Below are 11,953 nucleotides of genomic sequence, written 5' to 3' on the forward strand. Positions count from 1 at the left end.
CACGATATCGTAGCCGCGATAACTGCCACGAAGCGGCGGGCGCAGCATCGGCTGATAGCCGGCGAGATCCTCCGGCGTGATCAGCCCGCCGGCCTCCCGAATGCCGCGCGACAACTTCTCGGCAACCGGGCCGCGATAGAACCCGTCCGGTCCCTGCTTGGCGATGGCTTCCAGCGTCGCGGCCAGATCGGGCTGCACCAGCCTGTCGCCGGCCTGCAGCGGCGAGCCATCGGGACGCGCGAACACCTTCTGGGTCGAGGGCCAGCGCGACAGCCAGGCGTGCCAATCCGGCAGCGTATCGGCGGTGTCGTCGGCGATGGTGATGCCGTCCCGGGCCAGCGTGATCGCCGGCGCGATCACGTCCGCGAGCTTGAACTTGCCGGAGCCGTATTTCTCAAGAGCCAGCGCCAACCCAGCCACGGTGCCGGGAACGCCGATGCCGAGCGCGGATTTGCGCGATTTGTCCGGGTCGGGTTTGCCGCCCGTCAGGAACATGTCCTGGGTGGCGGCCTGCGGCGCGGTTTCGCGATAGTCGATCGCCACGTCCTCATTCTTCGCCGCGGAATGGATCACCATGAACCCGCCGCCGCCGAGATTGCCGGCGCGCGGATAGGTGACTGCCATGGCGAAGCCGGTCGCCACTGCGGCATCGATCGCATTGCCGCCGCGGGACAAAAAGCCGGCGCCGATTTCCGCAGCCAGCCGTTCCTGCGCCACTACCATGCCGTGTTTGGCGATCACCGCTTGGGCCGGCCCGCGCGCCATGCCGCTGCGCATATCCTGCGCCGGCGCGGCAAGTGGGCTCACCACCAGCACCAGCACGGCCAGCGTCATCAAAATGCGTTGCGGGACGCGCAGTGTGATCATCGAGCGGCTCCGATTTCTGCGGCGCAGGCTGCCACGCGCCGGACGAATCCTATAGGCAATCGAAGCCGCGAGGCAAAACGCGGTCCGGCCCGCGGAAGGAACAAGATGTCGTCATCGCTTGCGGAAGGCATCGCGCAAACTCGTGAACCGATCCGCTATCCGTCGCAGGGCGCCGTCGTCGGCTGGATCCTGTTCGACTGGGCGGCGCAGCCGTACTTCACGCTGATCACCACCTTTATCTTCGCGCCCTATTTCGCCACCTACGTGGCGCCCGATCCGGCGACCGGCCAATCGCTGTGGGGCTTCGCCACCGCGGCGAGCGGCTTCGTCATCGCCTTGGCATCGCCGGTGCTCGGCGCGATCGCGGATGCCAGCGGCCGCCGCAAGCCCTGGATCGCATTGTTCGGCGCCATGCTGGTGATCGGATCGATGCTGATGTGGTTCGGCAAGCCGGGCGAACCACATACGATTCTGCCCCTGCTGATCGCCTACGCGATCGCCACCATCGGTGTTGAATTCGCCACCGTGTTCAACAACGCGATGATGCCCAACCTGGTGCCGCCTGAGAAGATCGGCCGCCTGTCAGGGACCGGCTGGGCGACCGGCTATGTCGGCGGCATCCTGTCGCTCGTCCTGGTGCTCGGCTTTCTGGCCGCCAGCCCGGAGACCGGCAAAACCCTGCTCGGCCTTGCGCCGTGGTTCGGACTCGACCCGGCGCTGCACGAGGGCGATCGGATCAGCGGCCCACTCACAGCGGTGTGGTTCGTGGTGTTCGTGCTGCCGATGTTTCTGCTGACGCCGGACTTCCCCGCCAAGCTGGCAGCGCGCGCCGCGATCCGCGAGGGCCTGCGCGAACTCCGCGAGACGCTACGCGACCTGCCGCGTCGTCGTTCGCTCGCGATCTTCCTGCTCGCCAACATGATCTACACCGACGGCCTGGTGTCGCTGTTCGCGTTCGGCGGCATCTACGCCACCGGCACCTTCGGCTGGAGCACAATCCAGATCGGCACTTTCGGCATCATCCTGGCAATCGCCGCCACCATCGGCGCATTCGTCGGCGGCAGGCTCGACGACGCGTTCGGGTCCAAGCGGGTGATCACCAGCTCGCTGGTTCTATTGCTGATCGCGATCGCCGGCATCCTGCTGGTCGATCCCAGCCATGTCTTGCTGATCGAAGTAACGCCGCCGCAACCGGGCGCAGCGCTGTTCGCATCACCTGCCGAACGCGCCTACCTGCTGCTCGGCTGCCTGATCGGCATCGCCGGCGGCCCGCTGCAGGCGGCATCGCGCACTCTGCTGATCAGGATCGCCCCACGAGACCGGATCGCCCAGTATTTCGGCCTGTTCGCCCTCACCGGGAAAGTCACCTCGTTCATCGGCCCGCTGCTGATCGCGACCGTCACTGCGCTGGCGAGCAGCCAGAAGGCCGGCATGGCCGTGCTGGTGCTGTTCTTCGTCGCCGGATTGGCGCTGCTGACCCAGGTCCGGGGCTCGGCGGACTGATCGCGCCGGTGCGTGGACAAACACGCCGACCTGGTCTATAGGAGCCGGCATGATCCACCTGACCGCCTCGTACTGGTACTTTTATTTTAGCAGCTCGCTGGCGGCGGGAGGATTTCGCGCGATCTGAAGATTGCAGCATAGAGATCCGACAAGCCGCCAGACCTGGCGGCTTTTTTGTTTAAGCCGGCAGGTCTCCTGAACAGGAGCAAACTGCCGTGTTGACCACCACAGACGACCTTCGCCTTCAGAAAATCACCGAACTGAGTACGCCCGCCGAAGTGATGGGCGAGATTCCGCGCACACTGACCGCGACACGCACCGTCGCGGCAAGCCGCAGCGCGATACACGCCATCCTGACCGGAGCCGACGACCGGCTCCTCGTGATAGTGGGTCCCTGTTCGATTCACGATCCGGCCGCGGCCATGGACTATGCCAGCCGTCTGGCGGCGCTGCGCGAGACCCTGGCCGACCGGCTCGAGATCGTGATGCGGGTGTATTTCGAAAAGCCGCGCACCACGGTGGGCTGGAAAGGCCTGATCAACGACCCGGATCTCGATGGCAGCTTCCGGATCGACAAGGGACTGCGGCTGGCGCGTGAAGTGCTGTCGGCCGTGAACAATCTCGGCCTGCCCGCCGCCACCGAATTCCTCGATCTGATCACGCCGCAATACATCGCGGATCTCGTCGCCTGGGGGGCGATCGGCGCGCGTACCACCGAGAGCCAGATCCACCGCGAACTCGCGTCGGGGCTATCCTGCCCGATCGGCTTCAAGAACGGCACCGACGGCAACGTCCGGATCGCCGCGGAGGCGGTGAAGTCCGCAGCGCAGCCGCATCACTTCATGGCGGTGACCAAGGGCGGGCGCAATGCGATCGCGGCCACCACTGGTAACAGCGACTGCCATGTCATTCTGCGCGGCGGCGTCACGCCGAACTACGATGCCGCAAGTGTGGAAGCCGCCGCGGCGGTGCTCGGCAAGATCGGCCTGGCGCCGCGACTGATGATCGACGCCAGCCACGCCAACAGCAGCAAGCAGCCGGACAACCAGCCGAAGGTCACGGCCGATGTCGGACGTCAGTTGGCGGCTGGCGAGAACCGCATCATCGGTGTGATGATCGAGAGCAATCTGGTGGCAGGTCAGCAGGATGTGGTGCCCGGTCGGCCGCTGCAATACGGCCAGAGCATCACCGACGGCTGCATCGACTGGGCAACCACCGAGACAGTGCTGCACGAGCTGGCGGAAGCGGTGGATAGCCGGCGAGTGACGCGGCGCACGGCGCAGCAGGAAGGTGCGGCGGCTTGATTAGCTAAGCGCGGGGCAGCGACCTCAGATCGCTGCCCCGCTTTTCGCATCGGTTGTTAGGGCGCTGCAGGACTTGAGTGAAGCGATACGATCCAAGGTGTACTGAGTCCTCATCCTGAGGAGCCCGGCGAAGCCGGGCGTCTCGAAGGATGGGGCCACGTATTGCCAGCGGCGCATGGTTCGAGACGGCGCTTCGCGCCTCCTCACCATGAGGCTGTGCTTGTTGCTCACGCTTCAGAGCTCAAGTTATGAAACGCCTCAGTGCCGGAAGTGCCGGGTGCCGGTGAACACCATGGCGATGCCGGCGTCGTCCGCCGCCTTGATCACTTCGTCGTCGCGGACCGAGCCGCCGGGCTGGATCACCGCGGTGGCGCCGGCTTCGATGCAGGCCAGCATGCCGTCGGCGAACGGGAAGAACGCATCCGAGGCGACCACCGAACCCTTGGTCATCGGCGCCGCCAGCTTCAGCTCGGCCGCCGCATCCTGCGCCTTGCGGGCGGCGATGCGGGCGGAGTCCACACGGCTCATCTGACCGGCGCCGATACCGACGGTGGCGAGGTCCTTGGCGTAGATGATCGTGTTGGACTTGACGTGCTTGCCGACACGGAACGCGAACTTCAAGTCGCGCAGCTCGGCTTCGGTCGGCTGCCGCTTGGTGACGACCTTCAGCGCCATGTCATCGACCACCGCGTTGTCGCGGCTCTGCACCAAGAGGCCACCGGCGACGGTCTTGTAGGTCAGGCCGTTGGCGCGCGGATCGGGCAGCGCGCCCGCCAGCAGCAGCCGCAGATTCTTCTTCGCCGCGACGATCGCGATCGCTTCCTCGGTGGCATCGGGCGCGATGATCACTTCGGTGAAGATCTCGGTGATGGCGCGCGCGGCCTCCGCATCGAGGGTGCGGTTGAGCGCCACGATGCCGCCGAACGCCGACACCGAATCGCAGGCCAGCGCCTTGCGATAGGCATCGAGCAGGCTCGCGCCTTCGGCGACGCCGCACGGGTTGGCGTGCTTGACGATGACGCAGGCCGCGGTGCGCTTGGCGTCAAACTCGCCGACGCATTCATAGGCGGCGTCGGTGTCGTTGATGTTGTTGTAGGACAGCTCCTTGCCCTGCACCTGGCGTGCGGTGGCAACGCCCGGACGCTTCTCCGGAGTGGCGTAGAACGCCGCGGTCTGATGCGGGTTTTCGCCGTAGCGCAGCGACTGGATCAGCCGGCCGCCGATCGCGCGGAAGTCCGGAGCATCGGTCTTGAGCTGCAGCGCGAACCAGTTGGAGATCGCCGCATCGTAAGCCGCGGTGCGCGCATAGGCCTTGGCGGCGAGGCGCTTGCGCAAATTCAGCGTGGTCGCGCCGTTGTTGGCGGTCAGTTCGTCGAGCACTGCCTGATAATCGTTAGCCTCGACCACCACGGCGACATCGTCGTGGTTCTTGGCCGCAGCGCGGATCATCGCCGGACCACCGATGTCGATGTTCTCGATGCAGTCTTCGTAGCCGGCGCCTTTATCGACGGTGGCTTCGAACGGATAGAGATTGACGACGAGCAGATCGATCTGCGCGATGCCGTGATCGGCCATCGCCTTGTTGTGCTCGGCATTGTCGCGGATCGCCAGCAGGCCGCCATGCACCTTGGGGTGCAGCGTCTTGACCCGGCCGTCCATCATCTCCGGGAAACCGGTCAGATCAGAGACGTCCTTCACCGGCAGGCCGGCGGCTGCGATCGCCTTGGCGGTGCCGCCGGTCGAGACCAGCTCGACGCCGTGGCCAACGAGCGCCTTGGCGAAGTCGATCAGACCGGTCTTATCGGAAACGGACAGAAGGGCACGGGTGACGCGGCGCGGCTTAGTCATGGGGCAAGATCCTCTGATGGAAGGAAACATATGCCCAGGCGCGCGGCGGATACGTCCCGCGCTTCCCGATGGTGCTCCATCCTAGGTCGCCAGTCGCGCGAGGCGGGCGTTGGTTAGCAGTTTTCGCCTGCCGCCACAACGGCGACCAAGGTCGTTCAGCCTTGCGGATTTGTCGGGTTTTGCTGGCGAACCGCTATTCCCGTCGCCGGGACGACGCCTCAGAGCGGCAGCTCGGGCTCGTGGCGGGCGGCGCGGCGGGCGCTGGTCGCCTGCGGCGACGCATTCGAGCGGACGAAGCTCCAGCGCACGTTCGGCGCCTCGATCGAATTCTGCCGGATCACGATCTGGGTCGAGCGCCGCGGTCCGTCGTTGCCGGCCAGGAACACCGTCTCTTCGAGATCGACCTTGTCGTCGGCCGCCTCGAAGGTCCAGACCTCGCGATTGGGCAGCACCAGCATCACCCCGCGGGCATCGTGCAGGCGGCTGGCCTTGACCAGCGGGTGCAAATGGAAGCGCACGGCGTAATCGGCCTGCGCGGCGCGGTGCCGGCCACCCTGCACCGGCGACAGGCTGTCCTCGCCGTCGACCCGGCTGCCGTCGTGCTTCACCATCAGGACGCGCCGATGCAGCACGCCGAATTTGTCGCGGTACCCATCATGCGACGTCGTCAGCAGCACGCCGCCGGCAACTTCTTCGCGGCGGTTCTCGACCTGACGCGGACCGCCGACCACCGGCGCGCCGTGCAGGAAGCGCTTCATCGCCGAGCGCTCGACGAAGCTGCAGGACGATGTGTCGTGGCAGGTGACGGTGGAGTGCGCCACCGTCGAGCGGGCAAAGCCGCGCCAGCTCTCGCGATTGGTGGTCGGCATGCCGCTGTTGATCACGATCCGGCAGGACCCCGACGACAATTCGAACGACAGGCAGCCGGCGTGCGCCTCCTGGCTGACATTGGCGGGCGGCGGGGTGCCGGCATCGACGATCACCAGCGTGGTGCCGGCATCGATCCGCTGGTAGCCGGAATGCGGCATGCTGGCGAGCGGCGTGCCCTGGCTGTCGTCATAGGCCAGCAGCGTCGCCAGCAGATCCGATGGCGTCGCGCTCATGCCGTTGAACAGCGCGAAATTGCCGTCGCCATGGCGGAAGAACCGCAGCATCGGCATCATCCGGTCGATCGCGTTCAGCAGCGCCGGCGGCGGCGCGATGTTGCGGGCCGCAAAGGTCTGGCGCAGCGGCAACAGGTCGATCAACAATTCGATCAGCGCGCTCGGATTGCGCGAGATATGGCCGCCATCCGGGAGGATCTGGCGCTGCAGCTCGTCCGACAGCTTCTTAGTGGCGCCGCGGATCTGACGCGCCTGATTGGCGAGGCACAGCGACGCGTAGCACAGCGCGATCAGCACCTGCAGCCGCGGCACGCCATCCTGCACATCGAGCAGCGCGTAACGCAGCGCGCGGATTTCGCGGGTCAGGCCGCGCAAATAACGGCGATAGAACTTGCCGTCGGTGTCGGACAGCACCAGCGGCGCCTGCGACAACAGCGAGATCACCCGTCGCGCCAACACATCCGGCCGCCGGCCGACCGGGCCGGTGCGCGACATGTTGCTGAGCCAGTCGTCGACCAGCGAACGGGCGTTGGCCCGGGTGATGGCCGTGTCGGCGGCGCGCAGATGGCGCAGCCAGCCGAATCCAAGCAGCGCGGCTTCCCAATCGTCGGAAGGCGGTTCGAGATCGAAGATCGAGCGGCCGTGGCAGGTGACGATCTTGCCAGCGAAGACGAAGCGGCCGGCATAGATTTCGGCGGCGCGGGTCGCGTCCGCGGTGCGCAAATCGTGAGGCGCAATGATCAGCCGATCGGTGCGGCCAGGCCACAGCCGGGTCACCGCCACCGAACCACTGGAGGCGCGCGCCATCACGGTCCGCGCGAAGCGGCCCACGATCAGCGTCGAAATTCCTCTGCGGGGCGCGGCGGACACCTGCGCTAGAGCCCCGGGTCGTTGGTACGCATCACGTTGCTGCCCCCTGCGGACGGCCGACGTCAGTCCGCGCAAGACGTCGGACAATCGTCCAGTCCGGTACAGCTTCGACTGAAACGGCTCTGCAGACATGCGCGCAGCGGAGACGAAAGATTGTTCTGGACCAAAGCAACCTCAAGTTAACGAAAATTCGTTGCGAATCCTTTTAATCTGGAATTGGCGTTCACACACCCTGGCGATAGGCGAATGTGGACGGGCGCTGCTGCGCCACGTCCAACAGGCGGCTAATCTCGAAGGATTACAACGACTTCACCAGCCGCGCGGCATAGAAGCCGTCGAGCCCGGCGAGCCGCGGATCGCTGTGCGGCAGATGACACGGCAGGGTCCGCAGCGCGCCGTGAGCCGTGACGATCTCGGTGAGACCGGCGACTTCCGCCGGGTCGATCGGCTGCCGCCGCATCGACGGCTCGGCGTCGAGCAGCGCGGCGATCGCCTGCTCGCCCTCCTCGGGCTCGAGCGAACAGGTGCAATATACCAACGTACCGCCGGGTCGCAGCAGCGACGCCGCCTTCTTCAACAGCCGGTTCTGAACCGCAGCGAGCGCGCCGATGTCACTCTCCTGCTTCAGCCAGGCGACGTCGGGATGCCGCCGGATCGTGCCGGTCGAGGCGCACGGCGCGTCGATCAGCACCGCGTCGAACTCGGCGGTCGCATCGCCCCGCCATTCGGCCGCATCAGCGACGCCGGTTTCGACCTCGAGCGACAGCCGCGCCAGATTTTCGCGCAACCGCGCCACGCGCGCGGGCGAGCGGTCGATCGCCGTGACCCGGGCACCGGCAGCAGCGAGCTGCGCCGTCTTGCCGCCGGGGGCCGCGCAAAGATCGGCGACGCTCTTTCCGGCGATATCCCCGAACAGCCGGGCCGGAAGCGCGGCCGCAGCGTCCTGCACCCACCACTGGCCTTCATCAAAACCCGGCAGCATCCGCACCGAGCCCTGCAACAGCGTGCGCACGGTGCCGGTCGGCAGCACTTCGCCATGCAGCCGGGTTGCCCAATGCGCCGGGTCGGATTTCACCGTGAGGTCGAGTGAGGGTTCGTGGCTGATCGCCTGCGCGATCGCACGGGCGGTCTCGGCGCCATAATGCGCGCTCCAGCGCGCCAGCAGCCATTGCGGCACGTCGGGCGTGCCGGCCGCCAGTTCCTCGACCAGCGGCAGGCCCTCACGCGCACAACGGCGCAGCACGGCGTTGACGAGACCGGCATATTTGGCGGCGCGACGGTCGGATTGCACCAGCCGCACCGAAAGATCGACGGCGGCGTGATCCGGCACGTCCATCCAGAGAATTTGCGCGGCGCCGATCAACAGCGCGCTCTTGGCGCGCGGCGCATCGGTCGGCACGCCGCGATCGAGCAGCTTGGCGAGCAGTCCTTCCAGCGTTCCGAGCCGGCGCAGGATCGTCGCCACCAGCCGGCGCATCAGCGCGCGGTCGCGATCCGACAGCGTCTTCAGACCCGGATGCGCAGCCGGGCCTTCGAGCTGGTCGTCGAGCATACGGCGCTTCTGCAGCACCCCATCCAGAATGTCCGCGGCAATGCGGCGCGCAGCGAGGCCGGGCACCTCGGAAGCTTGGGCGAATCTTGGAGCAGGCATGGATTGAGGGTATCACAGCAGGAGGAGAGACGCCGCGCGAGGCCGCGCGCTGGTCTGCCGTGGATGGCATTCGAATATGCCAAATGTAAGAATCGCCGTCGCACCTGCCGGTGATGGCCTGCGCCCCGCGCGATGAAGAAAGGCGTCCGCCGATGACAAACCCCGATCCGAAATCCGCCCCGACGGATGCCGCCCCGCCGCGCAAGGATCTCCCCGAAGCGGCCAAGCGCGCGCTCGCCGAAGCCGAAGCCCGCCGCGTCGAAGCCGCCAAGCACGCCGAAGCGCGCGCCAAGGAAGTTCAGGGTCCGAAGGGTCCCGAGCCGACCCGCTATGGCGACTGGGAAGTCAAAGGCATCGCGTCGGACTTCTGAGGCTTTGGCGAGGCGCAAAGGCTCACCACAACCTGTGATTGCGCGGAATTGTTGCGCCATCTATCGACTCGGGCTATCATAGGAATATGTCCCCATATCCGAGAACGAATCCGGTCCGGATTTCGCGGCTGCCCTGGCGCAGCCGGCTGTGGCCGTGGGTGTTCGTGCTCGGCGTTGCGGCTGGCACGATGCTGCCGGCACGGCATTGGCGGCACCTGCCGTGGCTGCAGCCGCCGGCTTCGCAGGGGATCGAGAACGACAGCGAGACGGTGTGGCGGCGCGCCGGCAATCCGGCCACCCGGCATCCGGTCGACGTGCTGTACACCATCGACGGCGACACCTTCGATGCGCGGGTGCATCTGTGGCCGGGCACGGATCTGCGCACGCGGGTGCGACTGCGCGGCATCGACGCGCCGGAGCTGAAGGCGCAATGCGCCCGCGAATTGCGGATGGCCGAAGCCGCCGCCGAGGCGCTGCGCCGGCTGCTCGCCGAGGGCGAGGTCGCGATCTACAACATCGGCCCCGACAAATACCAGGGCCGCGTCGTGGCGGATGTTGCGACCAAACGCACCGCCAGCGTGTCGAACGCACTGCTCGACGGCGGCTATGCCCGCGCCTATGGCGGCGGACATCGCGATGGCTGGTGCGACGGACGCTAAGGTTTAGGCGACTGCGCCAAGCTTGGGCGGTCCGGCGAGATCGAGGGCCGGATCGGCCTCGGCGGTCTGCGTCACCAGCGACGGCGCACTTTCAGTCGCATCGATCGGCGGCGCGAACGGGCCGTCACTCTCGACCGGCTTCGGCTTATCGGCCCAATGCAGCGCGGTGTAGTCGAAGCCGTTGACGATGGTCGGCTTCACCACCTCGAAATACGGCGAGATGTCGAAATCGCGCGGCATGTACAGCGACGAGTGCCGGATGTGCAGGATCTCGCGACGTGCGGCACGGCTGCCGGCCTTGGTGATCTTCGGCAGGATCGGATAGCGCACCGCCTCGAACGCCTGAGCGATCAGCGCCGAACAAATGATCTTGGTCGGGTCACCCGAACCGAGCGCAATCATGCGGCGGCGCCAGCGCTGCGGCAGCGGCAGCGGCACCAGATAACGCATCAGGTCGATGATGTTCTTGGTGTCGTAGCCGAAGCCGATGCGATTGATCGCGTAGCGACACACCGTGTGGCGATCCTCATAAGACAGGCCGACGGGGCGACACACCCGCGTGTGGTAGGCAAGGTGCCGCGACAGCGGCGACGAACTCACCCCTTCGCCGATATTGGCCTCGACCAGCACGTGCGGCTCGCCGTCCGGCTCGGTCACGCCATCGATCGGCCCGACATAGAGGGCGGCGTGCGACCAGGTCGATTGCGTCAGATACTTGATGATGCCGGCGATCCGGCTGTTGCCCTCGACCAGCAGGACATCGCCGGGCTCCATGATGGTACGCAGATGGTCGGGATCGCTCGGGGTGAACGGCTCGTAGCCGGGCTCTTCCTTCTGCAAGTAGCTGGCGATCAACTTGCCGATGGTCTCGAGCACCACACCCATTGCTGCGCTCCTGCGGGATCATTGCTGCGACATCGTCACATCGCGTTCGTAGACGATCGTCGAGCAAAGCCGTTGCAGTTTAGTTCATCTGGTTCCTCGCGCAGTTACGCATCGTTCACCACGAACGGTTGCCGGCCGGAGGCGATTCCGGCAAGTTGACGGGGTCGGTCGGGCAGTGCGGCACCGCCGAAACGGTCGGCGGACGACGCAAAACGCGACGGAGTTCAACACATTGGTCACAATCGCGGGACGCCGTGCCGTCGCCCCACCGGATAGTCGCCGCGCCGGCCGCCATTGGCCGCGTCGGTCGATCGCCCCGGCCGCCTCCAAGCTTTCGGAAACCATGCCATGACGATTTCGCGACGCAGCCTGCTCGAGGGCCTGCTCGGCGCCACTGCCGGCCTTGCGTTGCTGCCCGTGTTGGGCGGGCGGGCGAACGCCGCTCTGCCGCGCGAGGCGGAGGTGGTGGTGGTCGGCGCCGGCGCCGCCGGAATCGCGGCGGCGCGGCGGATCGTGGCGGCCGGCCGCAAGGTGATCGTGGTCGAGGCCGCCTCGGAGATCGGCGGCCGCTGCGTCACCGATACCACCAGCTTCGCAGCGCCGTTCGACCGCGGCGCGCGCTGGCTGCACAACCCCGACAGCAACCCGCTGGTCCGGCTGGCGCGCAGCTCCGGCTTTGCGGTGACGCCGGTCGCTCCCGGCCAGAAGGTCAGGATTGGACGCCGCAACGCCCGTTCGCGCGAGACCGAGGATTTTCTCGCGGCCTACGTCCGTGCCACCCGCGCCATCGGCGACGCCTCTCGCGGCAAGTCCGACATCTCCTGTGCAGCCGCGCTGCCGAACGATCTCGGCGATTGGGCGGCGACGATCGAATATGTGCTGGGCCCTGCAA

General features: G+C 66.8%; 10 protein-coding genes and 1 riboswitch. Of the genes, 5 read left to right on the forward strand and 5 right to left on the reverse strand.

Going from position 1 to position 11,953, the window contains the following annotated elements; genetic code table 11:
- Positions 1-867: gamma-glutamyltransferase (locus DYI24_RS11695; protein WP_205523481.1), on the reverse strand; the 867-nt coding region annotated here is incomplete at its 3' end.
- A gap of 105 nt (positions 868-972) precedes the next feature.
- Between DYI24_RS11695 and DYI24_RS11700 the strand changes: the two genes are divergently transcribed.
- Both DYI24_RS11700 and DYI24_RS11705 read left to right on the forward strand, forming a co-directional pair.
- The gene (locus DYI24_RS11700; protein ID WP_164572400.1) at positions 973-2,370 is read left to right on the forward strand and encodes an MFS transporter; all 1,398 of its coding nucleotides are present in this window, start codon (positions 973-975) and stop codon (positions 2,368-2,370) included.
- Between the two features lie 215 nt (positions 2,371-2,585).
- Positions 2,586-3,674 carry a 3-deoxy-7-phosphoheptulonate synthase gene (locus DYI24_RS11705; RefSeq protein ID WP_164572401.1) on the forward strand — a complete coding sequence of 363 codons (1,089 nt, stop codon included), beginning with the start codon at positions 2,586-2,588 and terminating at the stop codon, positions 3,672-3,674.
- 258 nt (positions 3,675-3,932) lie between these two features.
- On the opposite strand, the gene purH is transcribed toward DYI24_RS11705, so the two are convergent.
- From purH to DYI24_RS11720, 3 genes are all read right to left on the reverse strand, one after another.
- Positions 3,933-5,522: a bifunctional phosphoribosylaminoimidazolecarboxamide formyltransferase/IMP cyclohydrolase gene (gene purH, locus DYI24_RS11710; protein ID WP_164572402.1), complete on the reverse strand. Its 1,590-nt coding sequence runs from the start codon at positions 5,520-5,522 to the stop codon at positions 3,933-3,935.
- Between the two features lie 25 nt (positions 5,523-5,547).
- A riboswitch (ZMP/ZTP riboswitch) is annotated at positions 5,548-5,629 on the reverse strand.
- A gap of 111 nt (positions 5,630-5,740) precedes the next feature.
- Positions 5,741-7,495: a heparinase II/III family protein gene (locus DYI24_RS11715; protein WP_107342307.1), complete on the reverse strand. Its 1,755-nt coding sequence runs from the start codon at positions 7,493-7,495 to the stop codon at positions 5,741-5,743.
- Between the two features lie 298 nt (positions 7,496-7,793).
- Positions 7,794-9,146: an RsmB/NOP family class I SAM-dependent RNA methyltransferase gene (locus tag DYI24_RS11720; RefSeq protein ID WP_164572403.1), complete on the reverse strand. Its 1,353-nt coding sequence runs from the start codon at positions 9,144-9,146 to the stop codon at positions 7,794-7,796.
- A gap of 152 nt (positions 9,147-9,298) precedes the next feature.
- Here DYI24_RS11720 and DYI24_RS11725 point away from each other — a divergent pair, with 152 nt between their 5' ends.
- Both DYI24_RS11725 and DYI24_RS11730 read left to right on the forward strand, forming a co-directional pair.
- A complete protein-coding gene (locus tag DYI24_RS11725) occupies positions 9,299-9,517 on the forward strand; it encodes a DUF1674 domain-containing protein (protein WP_107346360.1) in 219 nt (72 codons plus the stop codon).
- Positions 9,518-9,603: 86 nt separating this feature from the next.
- The gene (locus DYI24_RS11730; protein ID WP_164572404.1) at positions 9,604-10,176 is read left to right on the forward strand and encodes a thermonuclease family protein; all 573 of its coding nucleotides are present in this window, start codon (positions 9,604-9,606) and stop codon (positions 10,174-10,176) included.
- Between the two features lie 3 nt (positions 10,177-10,179).
- Here DYI24_RS11730 and DYI24_RS11735 read toward each other — a convergent pair whose 3' ends face one another.
- A complete protein-coding gene (locus tag DYI24_RS11735; protein WP_164572405.1) occupies positions 10,180-11,061 on the reverse strand; it encodes a YiiX/YebB-like N1pC/P60 family cysteine hydrolase in 882 nt (293 codons plus the stop codon).
- Positions 11,062-11,409: 348 nt separating this feature from the next.
- Here DYI24_RS11735 and DYI24_RS11740 point away from each other — a divergent pair.
- The coding region (locus DYI24_RS11740; protein ID WP_164572406.1) for an FAD-dependent oxidoreductase at positions 11,410-11,953 on the forward strand (544 nt) is incomplete at its 3' end.

This window comes from Rhodopseudomonas sp. BR0C11 (assembly GCF_010820945.1).
In the GTDB taxonomy this organism is placed as follows: domain Bacteria; phylum Pseudomonadota; class Alphaproteobacteria; order Rhizobiales; family Xanthobacteraceae; genus Rhodopseudomonas; species Rhodopseudomonas palustris_H.

Excerpts from the sequence above, each read along its gene's own strand:
- DYI24_RS11700 (WP_164572400.1), top strand. The coding sequence starts at position 973 with ATGTCGTCATCGCTTGCGGAAGGCATCGCGCAAACTCGTGAACCGATC.
- DYI24_RS11720 (WP_164572403.1), bottom strand. The coding sequence starts at position 9,146 with ATGCCTGCTCCAAGATTCGCCCAAGCTTCCGAGGTGCCCGGCCTCGCT.
- DYI24_RS11735 (WP_164572405.1), bottom strand. The coding sequence starts at position 11,061 with ATGGGTGTGGTGCTCGAGACCATCGGCAAGTTGATCGCCAGCTACTTG.
- purH (WP_164572402.1), bottom strand. The coding sequence starts at position 5,522 with ATGACTAAGCCGCGCCGCGTCACCCGTGCCCTTCTGTCCGTTTCCGAT.
- DYI24_RS11725 (WP_107346360.1), top strand. The coding sequence starts at position 9,299 with ATGACAAACCCCGATCCGAAATCCGCCCCGACGGATGCCGCCCCGCCG.
- DYI24_RS11730 (WP_164572404.1), top strand. The coding sequence starts at position 9,604 with ATGTCCCCATATCCGAGAACGAATCCGGTCCGGATTTCGCGGCTGCCC.